The following is an 18,985-nucleotide window of genomic DNA, read 5'->3' on the forward strand; positions in this document are numbered from 1 at the left end:
TAATATGCTGGAGTGGCGGAACTGGCAGACGCACAGGACTTAAAATCCTGCGGTAGTGATACCGTACCGGTTCAATTCCGGTCTTCAGCACCAAAGACTAAGTATTTATACTTAGTCTTTTTTGTTGTCTAAAAAATGAAAGGTTGATTTATGTATTTTAAAAATATGCCTTAATAAACTCATATCTTAAAATTCTACAAAAAATAAATTATGCATAGAAATATAATTTAAATAAATACAAATTTAAATAAATAGCGACATAAAGTTTTAAAAAAGTAAATAACTAATAAAATATATGAAGAACATTTAAATTCCAATAAATGTAAAATAACCTAGAGAAATAGCCGATTTTTAAAAATAGAAATATTAATGAAAAAGAAAATTAGTTTTATTTATATTAGAATAAGGGGGTTTATTGTCCTACGAAAAAAAAACTAGCTGACATTAAATGACATATAATTTTTTCCTAAGGTGCTATAATTCAGATTATATAAATTAGATATATTTTATGGAAGAAGGAGTGGCTGTATGCAGTACGGATTAGATGTAGGAACCTATAAGAGAGTTAATAATAGGAAAAGTAAAAAAAATATAAAGTTAAAAGATGCAACTGTAAACCTAATTATATGTTGTGGATTGGCATTTATGTTAAGTAGAGTTATATTATCCGTTACTCATGGGATGGGGATAGCGCCTTTTGGAATAGCGTACTTACTTGGTGTTATATCTAATAAAAAGAGTAAAGAAATGATTGGAGCTATGCTTGGTGTTGGAATTGGATATTTATCCATATATAAATCCTTAGATAATATTAATGTTTACATTATTGCATCTGTTATGGTGTTTTTATATGGGTATATTAAAAATAAGATAGGTTCAAAATATAAAGAGGGATTTGCATTTTGTATAATATTTTTAGTGTTCGGTGTTTATGGTGCAGTTATTCAGGCACAACCGCTAGGTGTTAATCTAACTTTCTCTTTAATAAAAGTAGTAACTATTATACCTGTGTACTATATTTTGAAATATGCCATGAATTGTATGGAAGAATTAAGGACAAATTATCTTTTCTCTACAGAAGAATTAATTAGTATATCAATTTTAATTTGTCTATTAGTGGCGGGGATCGGTAATGTAGCTATATTGGGGGTTTCTATAAGAAGTATAGTTGCTTTAAGTATAGTAATATTAATAGCCTATGTAAGTGGGACAGGCCTTGGTGCAGCTGTTGGCGTGACAATGGGGTTTCTAATAGGGATAACGACTAATGATATAATAGCATTAATAAGTCTTTATAGTGTGTGTGGGCTTATTGTGGGTATATTTAAAGATACAGGTAGAATTTTATCCTCGATTGCGTACGTGGTAGTTTACTTTATTGTTACTATGTACTCAGACACATTTGCTATGACTTCTGCTATGGAGGCTATTTGGGCTGGAATTATATTATTGATATTACCAAAAAATATTATAAATTTTGCAGTTAAAGAAGTTAATTCGGATAAAAAGGCAGAAATAATAAGTGATACACATCTGCAAGGAATAAAGAGTGAATTTATAGGTAGGTTAGATGGGCTTAAAGATGTTTTAGGAAGCCTATCAACATCAATAGATGACTTGGCAGAAAATGATAAATTATTATGGAAAAATAAAAGTACAGCTTTAGTAGAAAGTTTAGCAGATAGAGTTTGTTTCAATTGTGAATTAAAAGGAAAGTGTTGGGATAAAAATCTGCATAAAACATTTTCTTCTTTTGAAGAGCTTATAAGTAGTTGTGAAAAGAAAAAATTAAAGTTGCCAAAAGAGTTAGATAGGTATTGTCTTAAGAAAAGCAATTTACTAATAAGCTCTCAAGAACTTATAAATAATTATACAGTTAATGAAGCTCTTAAAAATAGATTGGGAGAAGGAAGAAAATTAATAGCTAATCATATCAATAACATGGCTTTAACTATGGGGGATATAGTTAGAGATTTTAATAAGGATATAACTGTATGTACGGATATAGATAGAATACTTAGAAAAGCTTTGAATAAAAATAGTATGGAGTACACAGATGTATTTTCTTATATAGATAGAAAAGGTAGATTAAAAATTAAAGTTACTCTTAATAACTGCGAAGGGGCAAATTATTGTGTGAAAAAAATACTTCCAATTATTAATGGGATAGTCAAAATGCCAGTTTCCTTAGGTGGAGATGGATGCAGAATAAATCCAGATACAGATGAATGTTCAGTAATTATTGAAGAAACACCTAAATATCATGTTGCATCTTATGTAGCTACTAATCCTAAATATGGTGAAAAATATACAGGAGATAGTTTTACCTTTGGTAAAAGTGAAGATGGAACTTATTTAAGTATTGTAAGTGATGGTATGGGATCAGGACCAGAAGCTGGGATTGAGAGTAAAGTTGCTGTAGATTTGGTAGAAAAATTTATAACAACAGGCTTTAGTGATACTACAGCTATAAATACGGTGAATTCAATTATGGGAATGAAGTTTAGTGAAGATGAGAAGTTTACTACTTTAGATTTAAATATTATTGACTTGTATTCAGGTGAAGCTGATTTTATAAAAGTTGGAGGAGTTGCGAGTTTTATAAAAAGAGGAGAGGAAATAAGAGTTATTAAAAGTGAAAGCTTACCTTTTGGAATATTAGATAGTGTAGATGTAAATTCTGTGAAAAAGAAATTAAAGCATGGAGATATTGTTATAACATTAAGTGATGGGGTTATAGACGTAGATAAAAATAATCAAGGAAGTCATTTATGGCTAGAGGAATATTTAAGGTTTGCAGATACTAATCCGGAATCATTAAGTAGAGATATATTAGAAAAAGCAAAGATTTTAAGTGGGGGAAAAGTAACAGATGATATGACTGTGCTTGTATCAAAGATATATTCTGTTTATTAGAAAGTAAATTAAAGATGAGAGGAATTTAATATCTCGTCTTTTTTTATGAAGAAAATATTAATATTACTAAAATATAAGAATATAAGAATATAGAATGTATAGATATTTACAATATAACATTGAAAGGGTATTATATTATATATTAAAATATTTATACTAAGGATGGTATATATGATAGATAAAGTAAAGGTATTTGCTCAAGAAAATAATCTTATAGAAAATAATGATAAGATATTAGTAGCCTTATCTGGAGGTCCCGATTCGGTATGTTTACTTCATATGTTACATTCTTTAAAAGATGAACTAAACCTAACTATTGGAGCGGCTCATATTAACCACATGTTAAGAGGAGAAGAAGCTACAGGTGATGAACTGTATGTAGAGAAACTCTGTAAAAATTTAAGTATACCATGTTATATAGCAAGAATAGATATAGATAGTATATCGAAAAAAACAAGTATGTCTCATGAAATGGTAGGAAGAGATGAGAGATATAAATTTTTTGAAGCTATAAGCAATAAACATAAGTATAATAAGGTTGCCATAGCTCACAATGCAAACGATCAAGCAGAAACTGTAATCATGCGTATGATGAGAGGAACTGGGCTTGAAGGTTTAGTTGGGATAAGGGCAAAAAGAGGGGGAAATATAATAAGACCAATATTATCTCTTTCAAGGGAAGAAATAGAAACTTATTGTAGTGAAAAAAAATTAGAGCCAAGAATAGATAAAACAAATTTAGAAAATATTTATAGTAGAAATAAAGTGAGGCTGGACATACTTCCTTATATGAAAGAAAATTTTAATGAAGATATAATACAAACACTAAACAGAATGGCAGGTATTCTTCAAAAAGATGATGAATATATAAATAAACAGTGTAATAAAGCTTTTAAAGAGTATTGTGAATTAGAGTTAGAAAGTTTATTAATAAATAAAGAACTATTTAAATTAGATGATGCAATAGTAACTAGAGTGATAAAAAAATCATTTATAGACTATTCAGGAAAATATATAAATTTTGAAATGAAACATATATATGATGTTATTGATTTGGCGAAGAAAGGAACTAATAAAAAAATAGATCTTCCAAATGATATTATAGCTGAAAATATATATGGTAATATATATTTAAAATATAAAAAAAAGAAAGAGGAAAATCATCAAAATAACGAAATATTTATAGCAAAAGAAGGTTTATCTAATAATAATTTGAGATTTATGAATTATATTGTTAATATAGAAATAATAAATAATAAAAAAAATATGGAATTTTCTAATAATGACTTAATAAAATATTTTGATTATGATAAAATAAGAAAAGGGATAATTATTAGAACTAGAAAAGATGGAGATAAGATAAGACCTTTAGGAATGACTGGAAATAAAAAATTAAAAGATATTTTTATAAATAATAAAGTTCCTAAAGAGGAAAGGGATATTATTCCCATAATTTGTTTTGACAATAACATATCTTGGATAGTTGGACATAAGGTTTCTGAGGATTACAAAGTTACACAAAAAATAGAAAAAATTATAAAAATAAAGCTTGTTAGAAAGGAATAATTAAATGAACAGAGATATTAAAGAAGTATTATTTACCGAAGAAAAAATAATGGAGACAATTAAAGAAATTGCTAAAAGAATAAGTGAAGATTATAAGGGAAAAAACCTATTAGTAGTAGGTGTGTTAAAGGGGTCAGTAATATTTGCATCAGATCTTATAAAAAACATAACAATTCCTTGTGAAATAGATTTTATGGCAGTTTCAAGTTATGGAAGTTCAAGCGAAACTTCAGGTGTTGTGAGAATATTAAAAGATTTAGATCACAGTATAGAAGGAAAGGATTTGCTTATAGTTGAAGATATAGTAGATAGTGGAGTTACTTTAAGCTATCTTCTTGAATATTTAAAAACAAGAAAAGCAAACAGTGTAGAAATAGCAGCACTATTAACAAAACCATCTAGAAGAAAAGTAGAATTAGAAGTAAAATATTCTGGTTTGGAAGTTCCAGACGAATTCTTAGTAGGTTATGGTTTAGATTTTGCAGAAAAGTATAGAAATCTACCTTACGTAGGAATATTAAAAGAAGAAATATATAAATAAAAATAAAATAAGAAAGGGGGCCCTTGAATGAAGAAATATTCAAGCGCAACTGTGTGGTTAATCGCAATTTTAATTCTTTTCATGTCAGCTACATTCCTATGGAATAATAATAAAATGTCGGATAAAATAGCTTATAGTGAATTTGAACAAAAATGGAGCGACGGTGAAATTGATAGTTTAGTAGTACAAAATGATAATATGACTATAACAGGTAAATATAGAGACGCTAAACAATTCACAACTTATGCACCAGTTGAAGTATTAAAGGTATTAATAGAAAAAAGAGAGGCTAACGATGTAAGAATAGATTTTGAAGCACCTTCAAAAAATAATATAATACTTACTATGTTACCAATAATAATGATGGGTATATTATTTTTTGGATTTATGTTTATTATGAAACAACAATCACAAGGCGGCGGAAGCAAGGGTGTAATGAACTTTGGTAAAAGCAAAGCCAAAGTGGTTAATCCAGAATCACAAAAAGTAACTTTTCAAGATGTTGCAGGAGCAGATGAGGAAAAAGGAGAACTTGAAGAAATAGTGGACTTTTTAAAGCTGCCTGCCAAATATATAGAAATGGGAGCTAGAATACCTAAAGGTATCTTATTAGTAGGACCTCCGGGTACAGGTAAAACTTTACTTGCAAGAGCAGTAGCTGGTGAAGCTGGAGTTCCGTTTTATAGCATATCAGGATCAGATTTTGTTGAAATGTTTGTTGGTGTAGGAGCTTCAAGAGTAAGAGATTTATTTGGAGAAGCTAAGAAAACAGCGCCATCATTAATATTTATTGATGAAATAGATGCTGTAGGTAGAAAAAGAGGAGCAGGGCTTGGTGGTGGTCATGATGAAAGAGAGCAAACTCTTAATCAACTACTAGTTGAAATGGATGGGTTTGGAGCTAATGAAGGTATAATTATGATTGCAGCTACAAATAGACCAGATATTTTAGATCCAGCCTTATTAAGACCAGGTAGATTTGATAGACAAATAGTTGTAGGTGTACCAGATGTTAAGGGTAGAGAAGAAGTTTTAAAGGTTCATACTAAGAAGAAACCTTTAGCAGAAGAAGTTGACTTACATGTACTAGCTAAAAGAACACCAGGCTTTAGTGGTGCTGATTTAGAAAATGTAGCAAACGAAGCAGCACTTTTAGCTGTAAGAAATGAAAAGAAAAAAATTGGAATGAATGAATTTGAAGATGCTATTACTAGAGTTATGGTAGGAACTGAAAAGAAGAGTAGAGCTATTAATGAATACGATAGAAAGCTAACAGCTTATCATGAAGCAGGTCATGCTGTTGTTATGAGACTTCTAGAACATTCAGATCCAGTTCATGAAATAAGCATCATTCCAAGAGGTTTGGCTGGTGGATACACTATGCACTTGCCTAAAGAAGATAGATCATATACATCTAAGGCGAAGCTAAAAGATGATATGGTTGGTCTATTAGGTGGAAGAGTATCGGAAAAAATAATATTATCAGATATAAGTACTGGAGCTAAAAATGATATTGATAGAGTAAGTGCTATATCAAGAGCTATGGTTATGCATTATGGAATGAGTGATAAGATAGGATCTATATCTTATGGCAGTGATAATAATGAAGTGTTCCTTGGTAAAGATTTAGGCTCAAGTAAAAATTTCAGTGAAGAAATTGCAGCTGAAATAGATAAAGAAGTTAAGAGCTTTATTGATGAAGCTTATAATAGAGCAGAAACTTTACTTAGAGAAAATATTACTAAGCTACATGCAGTAGCAGGTGTTTTATTAGAAAAAGAAAAGCTTGATGGTAAAGAATTCGAAGCAATATTTGATGCTAATTAAAAAGCAGCCCTAATTAGGGCTGCTTTTTCTGTATTAAAGATGCCTAAATAATCAAAAATATTGAATGAAATAAGGTCTATCGCGAATTATATTAATTAATTCATGATAATTAATAGAATAGAGCTAATAAACACGAATGATAAAATAAGAAATAAATTAATTATTCGATAGAATATATTAAAGTAATAAAGTTAATGATATAATCAGGTATGTTTAAAAAAATGTTCAACTAATTAGGGAGGGTTTAAAAATGAAAAATGATATACAAATAGCTCAAGAGGCTAAAATGGAACACATAGTAAAAATAGCAAAAAAACTGAATTTAAGTGAAGATGATATAGAACAATATGGTAAATATAAATGTAAGATATCATTAGATGTACTAGAAAAAAATGCACACAAAAAAGATGGGAAATTAGTTCTTGTAACAGCTATTAATCCAACACCAGCTGGAGAAGGTAAATCTACAGTTACAGTAGGTCTTGGGCAAGCTTTATGCAAAATGGGTAGAAATGCAGTCATAGCACTTAGAGAACCTTCTCTTGGACCTGTATTTGGCATTAAAGGTGGTGCTGCAGGTGGAGGTTATGCTCAAGTTGTGCCAATGGAAGATATAAACTTACATTTCACAGGGGATATGCATGCAATAACATCAGCAAATAATTTATTATCAGCGGCTATAGATAATCATATTCATCAAGGAAATGTTTTGAGAATAGATTCAAGAAGAATTACTTTTAAAAGAGTTATGGATATGAATGACAGAGCTCTTAGAAACATTGTTGTTGGAATGGGTGGAAAAATAAATGGATTTCTAAGAGAAGATGGATTTATGATAACTGTGGCTTCAGAAATTATGGCTATATTATGTTTAGCTAATGGTTTAGAAGATTTAAAAGAAAGAATGGGCAGAATAGTAATAGGATATGACTTAGATGGAAGTCCTGTTTACGCTAAGCAATTAGAAATTCAAGGTGCTATGGCATTATTAATGAAAGATGCAATAAAACCTAATCTTGTACAAACTTTAGAAAATACACCAGCTATAATTCATGGTGGACCATTTGCTAATATTGCACATGGGTGTAATTCAATAATAGCAACAAAAATGGCACTTAAATTAAGTGATATAGTTGTTACTGAAGCAGGTTTTGGAGCAGATTTAGGAGCAGAAAAGTTCTTAAATATAAAATGTAGATATGGTGAATTAACACCAAACTGTGTAGTTATAGTTGCAACAATGAGAGCTCTTAAGCATCATGGGGGAGTTAAAAAGGATAATTTAAATATTCCAAATGTTGAAGCTTTAAAGATTGGTATAGTAAATTTAGAAAAACAAATTGAAAATATTAAGAAGTTTAACGTGCCAGTAGTAGTAGCTATTAACAAGTTCCTAACAGATAGTGTGGATGAAATTGAATTTATAAAAGAATTCTGTGGAAAACTTGGAGTTCGAGTTGCACTTTCAGATGTTTGGGCTAAAGGTGGAGAAGGTGGATTAGAATTAGGTGACATAGTTACTGATATTTTAGACAATGAAGAGTCAAATTTCACAACATTGTATAGTGAAAAAGAAAAAATTGAAAATAAAATATTAACAATTGCAAAAGAAATTTATGGTGCAAAAGGTGTTGTTTATACTCCTGCGGCTAAGAAACAAATTGCAGAACTTGAAAAATTTAATTTGGATAAATTACCTGTTTGTATGGCGAAAACACAATATTCTTTATCTGATAACCCGGCGTTACTTGGGAAGCCTCAAGGGTTTGACATAACAGTTAAGGAAATTCGTGTATCTAATGGAGCAGGGTTTATAGTTGCTTTAACTGGTGATGTAATGATTATGCCAGGGCTTCCAAAGGTGCCAGCTGCAAATAAAATGGATATATTAGATGGTGGAAAAATAGTAGGATTATTTTAATATACTAATTTACAACCCTTGACAAAAAAACTATAATTGTTAAAATTATATTGTTAATTTTAAGGATTATAAATACTTAAAATAAAAGTGGCTTTAGGGCTGCTTTTAATTGTGTTGAGGATGGTGCTTTTATGATTTTATTGGTGGATGTAGGTAATACTAATATAGTTCTAGGGGTGTATAAGGATAGTGAATATGTTGCTAGTTGGAGACTTTCTACTGATGTTAAAAAAACTTCAGATGAATATGAGATACAAGTAATGCAACTATTTACTCAAAGTAAATTAGACCCTAAAGAGGTTGAGGGCATAATTATTTCGTCAGTTGTACCAAATATAATGCACTCTTTAGAAAATATGATAAAAAAATCTTTTGGAATAAACCCAATAGTAGTTGGACCTGGAGTTAAAACAGGAATAAATATAAAATATGATAATCCAAAGGAAGTAGGGGCAGATAGAATAGTAAATGCGGTAGCGGCAAATGATAGGTATTATAGAGATATGATAATAATTGATTTTGGAACAGCTACTACCTTTTGTTCTGTGACAAAAGAAGGGAATTATCTTGGGGGATGTATTGTACCAGGTGTTAAAATAGCCTCAGATGCACTATTTGAGAGGGCTGCAAAGTTACCAAGAGTAGAACTTGAAGTTCCTAGGAATATAATATGTAAAAATACAATTTCAAGTATGCAAGCGGGAATACTTTATGGCTATATAGGTCAAGTTGAATATATAGTTAATAAAATTAAAAAAGAAATGATGGATCTTGGGTCAGATGAACCTTTAGTAATAGCGACAGGTGGCTTAGCTAAATTAATAGCTAAAGAAACTGATGTTATTGATAAGGTGAAATCTAGTTTAACATTAGAGGGGTTAAGAATAATATACGAAAAGAATAAGGAGTAGTATAATATGAAAATTGGAAACCTAGAGTTTAAAAATAATGTTTTTCTAGCACCTATGGCAGGAGTTACAGATATATCATTTAGAGGTCTATGCAAAGAAATGGGCTGTGGACTAGTTTATACTGAAATGGTAAGTGCAAAAGCATTACACTATGGAAGTGAAAATACGAAGACGTTGCTTAGAATATCTGAAGAAGAAATGCCTGTAGCTGCGCAAATTTTTGGAAATGATCCAGAAATAATGGCAGAGGTAGTAAAAAAATATTTTAATGAAAGAAAAGATATATGTATTATAGATGTTAACATGGGGTGTCCTGTAAACAAAATAACTAAAAATGGTGAAGGATCAGCATTAATGCAAAATCCAAAGTTAGCTGCAGAAATAGTTAAAAGTTTAAAAGCTGCTTCAAATAAGCCTGTAACTGTAAAGTTTAGAAAGGGCTTTGATGAAGAAAATGTAAACGCAGTAGAATTTGGAAAAAGATTAGAAGATGCAGGGGTAGATGCCATTACAGTCCATGGAAGAACTAAGACACAGATGTACGAAGGTAAGGCAGATTGGGATATAATCGCTAAGGTTAAAGCGGCAGTCAGCATTCCAGTTATGGCAAATGGAGATATATTTACGCCAGAAGACGCTTTGAAAGTAAGAGAACAAACTAATTGTGATGGGATAATGATTGCAAGAGGTAGCATGGGTAATCCATGGATATTTAAACAAGTTGAAAAAGCGTTAAATGGAGAAAAGCAACTAATTATTACATCATCAGATAAAATAGATATGTGTATAAGACATTATGAGTTAGCGTTAAAATACGACGGTGAACATAAAGCTGTTAGAGAAATGAGAAAACATGCTTCTTGGTATCTAAAAGGTTTAGAAAGAAGTAGTGAAGTTAGAAATGTAGTTAATACTATTGATGGAAGTGCTAGAGTTATAGAGCTATTAAGAGAATATAAAGAAGAATTAATAAAATTATAATTTTTTGGGCATTAAATAATAGGTAAGAGAATATGTATAGGTAAGCATCTTAAAAATAACCTTCAAATGTGAGATGTATATTGACTGGATATTTTTTAAACGAAATCTTAAAAATATCAATAAGAAGGATTAATAATAGATTCAATGGTGTAAAAGTTTTCACACTCGTTGACATATTAACCTTGCTGATTTATAATATCTTAAATGATTTGAAGAAATACAAGGCTTTAAAAAGGTGTTGTTATATAAACTAGTAAGATTGAGAAGGGGAGAAAAATATGAGTGAAGCAAAAAAATTCTTAATGACTTATAAGGGTCTTAAAAAACTAGAGGATGAATTAGAACTTTTAAAGACAGTTAAAAGAAAAGAAATAACTGAAAAGATAAAAGTCGCTTTAGGTTATGGCGATTTAAGCGAGAATTCAGAATATGATGAAGCTAAAAATGATCAGGCTTTTACAGAAGGAAGAATACTTCAATTAGAAAATATGCTTAAAAATGCTACAGTTGTGGATGAAGCAGATGTTCCAACTGATAAAGTTGCAGTAGGTTCAATAGTTAAAGTTAAAGATTATGAGTTTGATGAAGAAGTAGAATATTATATAGTAGGTTCAGCAGAAGCAGATCCTATAGAATTTAGAATATCAAACGAATCACCAGTAGGAAGCGCTCTTATTAATAAAAAAATTGGTGATGTAGTTGAAGCTATAGTACCAAATGGGACGAGTAAATTTGAAATACTTGCGATTAGAAGAGATTAACGGAGGGATATTTAATGTCAACTGAGGAAATGAATATACAAGAACTTGAGGCTCAATGCACTGAACAAGAAGGCTTAAGAAGAGAGAAATTAGGGGACTTGCAAAATAGAGGTAAAGATCCATTTGATGTTTATAAAGTAGAGAAAACACATTCTTCTGAAGAAGTTAAGAGTAACTTTGAGACTTTAGAAGGATCAACTGTAACTGTTGCAGGAAGAATAATGTCTAAGAGAGGACAAGGAAAAGTTGTATTCTCAGACATACAAGATAGAGATGGAAGAATTCAATTATTCATAAAAATTGATGCTGTTGGAGAAGAGGAAATAAAGGATTATAAAACATATGATCTTGGAGATTGGGTTTGCGCAACAGGAGAAATTTTCAAAACAAAAACTGGAGAAATATCAGTTAAAGTTTCAAAATTCCAATTAATATGTAAGGCTTTAAAACCTCTTCCAGAAAAATGGCATGGATTAAAAGATCCTGATTTAAGATATAGACAAAGAGAAGTGGACATAATAACTAATCCAGAAGTAAAAAATACTTTTATAAAAAGAGCTAAAATAGTAAGAAGTATAAGAGAGTTCTTAGATGATAAAGGTTTCTTAGAAATTGAAACACCAATGCTTGCACCAATAGCTGGTGGAGCATCAGCAAGACCTTTTGTTACTCATCATAATACTTTAGATATCGATATGTATTTAAGAATAGCGCCAGAGTTATACTTAAAAAGAGCTATAGTAGCAGGTTTTGAAAAAGTTTATGATATGGGAAGAACATTCAGAAATGAAGGAATGTCAGTAAGACATAATCCTGAATTTACAATGATAGAATTATATGAAGCATTTGCTGATTATAACGATATGATGGAAATAACAGAAAACATGATTGCTTATGTTTGTGAAAAAGTTAATGGAACAACTAAGGTCAATTACCAAGGGACTGAAATAGACTTTATGCCACCTTGGAATAGAATAACTATGGTTGATGCTGTTAAAGAACATGCTGGCGTTGATTTCAATGAAATTAAATCAAATGAAGAAGCGCAGATTATAGCTAAGGAAAAACATTTAGAGTTTAAGAAAGATCTTAAGAATGTAACTAAGGGTGAAATATTAAATATGTTATTTGAAGAATATGCAGAAAAACATATGATTCAACCAACATTTATAGTAGATTATCCGGTTGAAATTTCACCTCTTACTAAAAAGAAGAGAGGAAATGATGAGTTCACTGAAAGGTTTGAAGGATTTATATTTGGTAGAGAAGTGTGTAATGCTTACTCAGAATTAAATGATCCAATAGTTCAAAGACAAAGATTTGAACAACAAGCTAAAGAAAGAGAACTTGGTGATGATGAAGCCTACATGGTAGATGAAGAATTTATGAGTGCTTTAGAAACAGGAATGCCACCAGCAGGTGGTCTTGGAATTGGTATAGATAGAATGATAATGTTCTTAACTGATTCAGCATCAATTAAAGATGTTATAATGTTCCCAACTATGAAGCCTCTAAAATAGGATAAATAGGCACCTTGAGAAGGGTGCCTACTTTTTTTTATTGTAAAATATAAAAAAGATTATAAAAAGTATTGCGCTTTTGGGATATTATGATATAATAAATAAAGTAATGACATTCCGCGATAGCTCAACGGTGGAGCACTCGGCTGTTAACCGATAGGTTGGAGGTTCAAATCCTCTTCGCGGAGCCAATTCAAACCTAGTTTGAAAGTTGTTGCAAAAAAAGAAATTTATGCTATAATAATAGTATAGTAAATATTCCGCGATAGCTCAACGGTGGAGCACTCGGCTGTTAACCGATAGGTTGGAGGTTCAAATCCTCTTCGCGGAGCCAATTTCTTAAGAAGGTGTTGAAAAACATCATTTTTTTTGCTCTAAAATAAATAGATTTAAAAAGGTAAAAGTATTTAAGCTTTTACCTTTAATTTTTATAATTATAGATTTTCAAAGTATTATCACAATAATACTTGACATATAAAAGTCTTTTGGTAAAATTAATATATAATTTAATATATACGGTGATGAAGATAAGTAATTTAAAAATCATTTTTAGAGAGACAATGTTAGGTGTAAATTGTTAATGATTTAAAATGAATGGAGCTTTTGAGTGTAGGTAAATAGAAAGTTGGGCTAAAGCCAAGAAGGGTGGAACCGCGGAATAAGAATTTCGTCCCTTTGTGGTTTAAGGCTTTTTTTTATTCAAAATTAATAGGAGGTAGTTTAAATGGCAGTAGAAAAAACTATGGACAAAATAGTTTCTCTTTGTAAGAGCAGGGGATTTGTATTTCCTGGATCAGACATTTATGGAGGTCTTGCAAATTCTTGGGATTACGGTCCTCTAGGAGTAGAATTTAAAAATAACGTTAAAAAAGCATGGTGGAAAAAATTCGTTCAAGAAAGTCCATACAACGTTGGTGTTGATTGTGCTATATTAATGAATAATAAAGTTTGGGAAGCATCAGGACATATTGGCAGTTTCTCAGATCCACTAATGGATTGTAAAGATTGTAAAGCTAGATTTAGAGCAGATAAAATTGTTGAAGATCACATGACTGAAGGCGGCGCTGAAGTAGCATCTGCTGATGGTTGGTCAAATGAACAATTAAAAGAATATATAGAAGTTAATAATATAGTTTGTCCTAAATGTGGAAAAATGAACTATACAGATATAAGAAAGTTCAACTTAATGTTTAAAACATTCCAAGGAGTAACTGAAGATGCTAAAAATGAAATATACTTAAGACCAGAAACAGCTCAAGGTATATTTGTAAACTTTAAAGCAGCTCAAAGAACTTCAAGAAAGAAAGTTCCATTTGGAATAGCTCAAATAGGAAAATCATTCAGGAATGAAATAACACCAGGAAACTTTACATTTAGAACAAGAGAATTCGAACAAATGGAATTAGAATTTTTCTGTAAACCAGGAACAGATTTAGAATGGTTTGGATATTGGAAAAACTACTGCTGGGATTTCTTATTAAACTTAGGTATTGAAAAAGATAGCATAAGAATGAGAGATCACGCAGCAGAAGAATTATCATTCTATTCAAATGCAACTTCGGATATAGAATACCGTTTCCCATTTGGATGGGGAGAGCTTTGGGGTATAGCTGATAGAACTGATTATGACTTAACAAAGCATCAAGAACATTCAGGTCAAGATATGAAATATATGGATCCAATAACTAATGAAAAGTATATACCATATGTTATAGAACCATCACTTGGAGCTGATAGAGTGGTTTTAGCCTTCTTAGTAGAAGCTTATGACGAAGAAGTGTTAGAAGGCGGAGATGTAAGAAGCGTAATGCATTTCCATCCAGCGCTTGCGCCATACAAAGCTGCTATATTACCTCTTTCAAAGAAACTTTCAGAAAAAGCTTTAGATGTATATTCAGAATTAAGCAAGAAGTTCAATATAGAATATGATGAGGCAGGAAGTATAGGAAAGAGATATAGAAGACAAGATGAGATAGGAACTCCATATTGTATAACAATAGATTTTGACACATTAGAAGATAATGCTGTAACTATTAGAGATAGAGATACTATGGAACAACAAAGAGTTAAAATAGAAGAGTTAGATGCATTTATTGCAAAGAGTTTAGAATTTTAATAAAGATATTTAAAAGATACAAACTTATGTGGTTTGTATCTTTTTTTTGATTAATAAGAAGCTAAAGGAGAATAAAAGACAATCTGACTAGTTATTTTTAAAAAATCTCTTAGTTGGATAAGTGGAGTTATAGTTAAAAGTGAGGGGGTGTGGTTTAACCTCCTCACTTTTTATAGAATATAAATAATTTAGATGTTATAATTAGAAAGAAATGGGACAGACTTAATAATATAAGCATAAAATGAATAATTGTTTATATTGTATATATGGTGGAGGAATAATAATGAAAAAGGATTTCAATGAATTTAAAGAATTTATAAAGAATAAGAATGTAGCAGTAGTAGGAATAGGTGTTAGTAATATACCTCTTATTAACTTTTTAGTTAAGTTAGGTGCAAAGGTTACTGCTTTTGATAAAAAGACAGAAGAAAAATTAGGAGCTGTTGGGGCAGAATTCAAAGCTATTGGTGTTAAGTTAGAACTAGGCGAAGATTATTTAAACAATTTAACAGGTTTTGAAATTGTATTTAAAACTCCATCCATGAGAATAGATTGTGATGCTCTTGTTAAAGTAAAAGAAGAAGGGTCTTATATAACTTCAGAAATGGAAGAGTTCGTAAGATATTGCAAAGGTAAAGTATATGGAGTTACAGGTAGTGATGGTAAAACAACAACAACAACAATAATATCAAAGCTTTTAATGGCGCAGGGGTACAAAACTTGGGTTGGAGGAAATATAGGAACTCCACTTTTTGCACAGATAGAAGAAATACAAGAAAATCATAGAGTTGTATTAGAATTATCTAGTTTTCAACTAATGACTATGAATTCTCCTATAGATATAGCTGTAGTAACTAATCTAGCTCCAAATCATTTGGATATGCACAAAGATATGGAAGAATATATAAATTCTAAAAAAAACGTATTCTTATATCAAGATAAGGGTAATATATTAGTTTTAAATAGAGATAATGAAATTACTTTTGGGTTTGAAAAAGAAGCTAAATGTGAGGTTAGAGAATTTAGCTCAAAAAGAGTATTAGGTAATGGTGCTTATTATGAAAATGGAACATTATATTTAATGGGCAAAGAAGTTTGCGAAAAAGACAATGTTGTTATTAAGGGCATTCATAATGTTGAAAATTATTTAGCTGCATTTATAGCAGTTAAAGATGATGTAAACATAGATACTATGAAGAATGTAGCAGAAACTTTTGTTGGAGTTGAACATAGGTGTGAATTAGTTAGAGAATTAGAGGGTGTTAAATACTATAATGATTCTATAGCATCAAGTCCTACGAGAACTTTAGCAGGATTATTTGCATTCGAAAAGAAAGTAATTTTAATAGCAGGTGGATATGACAAAAATCTTCCTTTTGAACCCTTAGCTTATGAAGGATATCCATTTATAAAACAATTGATATTAGTTGGAGCTACTAAAGAAAAGATAAAAGCTGCGTTTAATAAGTTAAAAGAAGAAAAAGGGATAGAGATACCTACAATTACAGTTGAATCATTACAAGAAGCTGTAATAATAGCTAAAGATATAGCGAAAAAAGATGATATAGTTACATTATCACCAGCCTGTGCATCTTTTGATATGTTTGAAAATTTTGCAGTTCGGGGAAATAGATTTAAACAATTAGTTGGGGATCTTAAAAATGATTTGAAATAGGTATTGAAACTATGTATTTTGTTTCCAAAAATATGGTATAATGTTTACAATGTAGAAATGTGTAAAAGAAAAAACATAGATGGGGGAAGTAAAATGGAAATAGTTGTAGTTATAGTTGTATCATTTGTCCTTAGCGTGATATTAAATAACTTAGTAGAGAAGAATGGGTGGAAGAAGAAAGCAGAAATATATGCTGAAGATAGAAATTATTTAAAATTTTTACCTGTTGTATTAATAGCATTATATATAGTTAGTGTTTTAGTATTGCCAAGAGTGGGGATAGTTTTACCTGTAGCAATACTTTTAACAATTCAACTTATATGTATTACTTTAGCAGTGTTTTTATTTGAATTATTTAGATAAGCCACTAAAAACAGACTCTGATTTTTATCAGAGTCTGTTTTGTTTTATTTTAGTATAAAAGATTTATTTACATCAGGGCTCTTTTCTAGAAAAATCCCTTTTTGAGTAGGGAAATAATTATTTATAGCATCATCAGTTAATTTTGATGTAGAAGCAGTATTTTTTCCGAAATCAATTGTTAATGATGATAATCTATTAGACGAATCGTTATCTATAATGAATGCCTTTTTATCTGATATTTTTAAATTCTCGCCATGAACTAGGGTCAAACGATTAGTTTTGCGTGTACTTGGATTAGTTCTATACAAAGTGTTGTTGTCCTCAGAATTTATATATAAAACTTCACTTTCGTAAGGAATAAAACTATCCACTGAAACATCTGTAAGCTTCATTTTATTTGAACCGTCTAATTTTATGCTATAAAGGTTGGCTTTGTCGGAAAGATTTTGATAAAGTATGTAATCGCCATTAATTATAAATTTTCCGAAACTATCATTTGTGATTATACCTGAAGTGGAATCTTTTGCATTGTAGAAATATAATTTATTGTTATCATTTTTATTAATATAGTAAAGGGTATCTAGTGTGGCTGTTAAGTTAAGTGCGTAATTATTGTTAATTTTTTTCGCTTCATTGTTTTGGTAATTTAAAGAATATAATGTGTTTCCATCTGAGCCATTAGAAAAATATACAATATCATTAATTGCAGCAATTGATTCAATGGGATATTCGAAAATATCTTTCATATTAGATTGATTAATGTAACCACTAGCTTTTGGTTCTTCCATTGTAGATAATCTATTGTTATTTTCTTTGTCGGGAAAGAAAATAAGATTACCTAGTGACAAGTAAGGTGAGTAAGAAATTGCAGTATCAGTTACTACTAGTGTTGGGGTAGGGGAACTGCTATTTGATGTTTTATCGTTAGTAACACCTATAAGGGTATCTGTATTAGTTGAACTTTTATTACTGTTGCATCCTATAAGTAGAAAAGAAGACAATAGTAAAGTAAGCAAAAGTTTTTTTCTCATTTGAATCCTCCTAAAATAAATATGGGTTTATTTGTTTATATACTCTTATAATAAATTAAATCGAATGATAAGTACAATATAATTATAAAAAATAGGATAAATATAAAGCGAAAATTATGAAAATAAGAATTTTTATGTGGAAATAGGAAAGAAAATAGGTTAACTTATCCTGGCGTATCAATATAAGAAAAATAAAGTAATTTAGAGAAAAATGAAGTAAATTAGAAATAAACTTAAAAAACATATGAATTTATATATGGCAGAAGGGCATAAACATGATATTATAAATGACGTCGGAGAAAACAACGACAACTAAAATAAACTCCTGAAAAATATTTTGAAAAAAATATTGACAGGAAAGGTAATAAATGATATTATGAGTAAGCAGTCGAATACGGCTGAAAAAAATAAGTAGATCTTTGAAAATTGAACAGATAATTAAAGTTAAGTAATAATAACCAGCAATTCTTTTTGAGAGTCAGCGAATAAAGGAAACTTAGATCGAAAGAGATAAGGAGTACTACAAGATTAAACTTTTTAGTGAGAGTTTGATCCTGGCTCAGGACGAACGCTGGCGGCGTGCCTAACACATGCAAGTCGAGCGAGAGGAGTTCTTCGGAACAAATCTAGCGGCGGACGGGTGAGTAACACGTGGGCAACCTACCTTATAGAGGGGAATAGCCTTCCGAAAGGAAGATTAATACCGCATAACATTGCAGTTTCGCATGAAACAGCAATTAAAGGAGAAATCCGCTATAAGATGGGCCCGCGGCGCATTAGCTAGTTGGTGAGGTAAAGGCTCACCAAGGCGACGATGCGTAGCCGACCTGAGAGGGTGATCGGCCACATTGGGACT

The 18,985-nt window shown here is 30.5% G+C and carries 13 protein-coding genes, 3 tRNA genes and 1 rRNA gene; 16 read left to right on the plus strand and 1 reads right to left on the minus strand.

Going from position 1 to position 18,985, the window contains the following annotated elements:
- The first annotated feature begins 6 nt into the window (after positions 1–6).
- The 15 genes from BLS77_RS12000 (at position 7) to BLS77_RS12070 (ending at position 17,098) form a co-directional block, all read left to right on the plus strand.
- Positions 7–93: transfer RNA gene (locus BLS77_RS12000), tRNA-Leu, on the plus strand.
- A 435-nt stretch (positions 94–528) separates the two neighbouring features.
- Positions 529–2,916: a stage II sporulation protein E gene (gene spoIIE / locus BLS77_RS12005; protein ID WP_089970050.1), complete on the plus strand. Its 2,388-nt coding sequence runs from the start codon at positions 529–531 to the stop codon at positions 2,914–2,916.
- 171 nt (positions 2,917–3,087) lie between these two features.
- A complete protein-coding gene (tilS, locus tag BLS77_RS12010; RefSeq protein ID WP_089970054.1) occupies positions 3,088–4,482 on the plus strand; it encodes a tRNA lysidine(34) synthetase TilS in 1,395 nt (464 codons plus the stop codon).
- Between the two features lie 4 nt (positions 4,483–4,486).
- On the plus strand, positions 4,487–5,023 hold the full coding sequence (gene hpt / locus BLS77_RS12015) for a hypoxanthine phosphoribosyltransferase (RefSeq protein ID WP_089970058.1): 537 nt from the start codon (positions 4,487–4,489) through the stop codon (positions 5,021–5,023).
- Between the two features lie 27 nt (positions 5,024–5,050).
- A complete protein-coding gene (ftsH, locus tag BLS77_RS12020; protein WP_089970061.1) occupies positions 5,051–6,850 on the plus strand; it encodes an ATP-dependent zinc metalloprotease FtsH in 1,800 nt (599 codons plus the stop codon).
- A gap of 250 nt (positions 6,851–7,100) precedes the next feature.
- On the plus strand, positions 7,101–8,771 hold the full coding sequence (locus BLS77_RS12025) for a formate--tetrahydrofolate ligase (protein ID WP_089970064.1): 1,671 nt from the start codon (positions 7,101–7,103) through the stop codon (positions 8,769–8,771).
- A gap of 131 nt (positions 8,772–8,902) precedes the next feature.
- Positions 8,903–9,682: a type III pantothenate kinase gene (locus tag BLS77_RS12030; protein WP_089970067.1), complete on the plus strand. Its 780-nt coding sequence runs from the start codon at positions 8,903–8,905 to the stop codon at positions 9,680–9,682.
- Between the two features lie 6 nt (positions 9,683–9,688).
- The gene (gene dusB, locus BLS77_RS12035) at positions 9,689–10,663 is read left to right on the plus strand and encodes a tRNA dihydrouridine synthase DusB (RefSeq protein ID WP_089970071.1); all 975 of its coding nucleotides are present in this window, start codon (positions 9,689–9,691) and stop codon (positions 10,661–10,663) included.
- Positions 10,664–10,941: 278 nt separating this feature from the next.
- Positions 10,942–11,424, plus strand: a complete 483-nt coding sequence (greA, locus tag BLS77_RS12040; protein WP_089970072.1) for a transcription elongation factor GreA — start codon at positions 10,942–10,944, stop codon at positions 11,422–11,424.
- 14 nt (positions 11,425–11,438) lie between these two features.
- A complete protein-coding gene (lysS, locus tag BLS77_RS12045; protein WP_089970076.1) occupies positions 11,439–12,944 on the plus strand; it encodes a lysine--tRNA ligase in 1,506 nt (501 codons plus the stop codon).
- Between the two features lie 116 nt (positions 12,945–13,060).
- Positions 13,061–13,135, plus strand: a tRNA-Asn gene (locus tag BLS77_RS12050).
- Between the two features lie 68 nt (positions 13,136–13,203).
- A tRNA-Asn gene (locus BLS77_RS12055) sits at positions 13,204–13,278 on the plus strand.
- A 390-nt stretch (positions 13,279–13,668) separates the two neighbouring features.
- Positions 13,669–15,060: a glycine--tRNA ligase gene (locus BLS77_RS12060; RefSeq protein ID WP_089970078.1), complete on the plus strand. Its 1,392-nt coding sequence runs from the start codon at positions 13,669–13,671 to the stop codon at positions 15,058–15,060.
- 283 nt (positions 15,061–15,343) lie between these two features.
- Positions 15,344–16,735, plus strand: coding sequence for a UDP-N-acetylmuramoyl-L-alanine--D-glutamate ligase (gene murD / locus BLS77_RS12065; protein ID WP_089970082.1), 1,392 nt, complete (start codon positions 15,344–15,346; stop codon positions 16,733–16,735).
- Positions 16,736–16,828: 93 nt separating this feature from the next.
- Complete coding sequence (locus BLS77_RS12070; RefSeq protein ID WP_089970085.1) at positions 16,829–17,098, plus strand: hypothetical protein; 270 nt, start codon at positions 16,829–16,831, stop codon at positions 17,096–17,098.
- Between the two features lie 44 nt (positions 17,099–17,142).
- On the opposite strand, the gene BLS77_RS12075 is transcribed toward BLS77_RS12070, so the two are convergent.
- Positions 17,143–18,099 carry a DUF5050 domain-containing protein gene (locus tag BLS77_RS12075; protein WP_207648690.1) on the minus strand — a complete coding sequence of 319 codons (957 nt, stop codon included), beginning with the start codon at positions 18,097–18,099 and terminating at the stop codon, positions 17,143–17,145.
- A 566-nt stretch (positions 18,100–18,665) separates the two neighbouring features.
- On the opposite strand from BLS77_RS12075, the gene BLS77_RS12080 reads away from it, so the two are divergent.
- Positions 18,666–18,985 (plus strand): 16S ribosomal RNA (locus tag BLS77_RS12080); the annotation flags it as partial.

The sequence above is a fragment of the Clostridium gasigenes genome, from assembly GCF_900104115.1.
Lineage (GTDB): Bacteria > Bacillota > Clostridia > Clostridiales > Clostridiaceae > Clostridium > Clostridium gasigenes.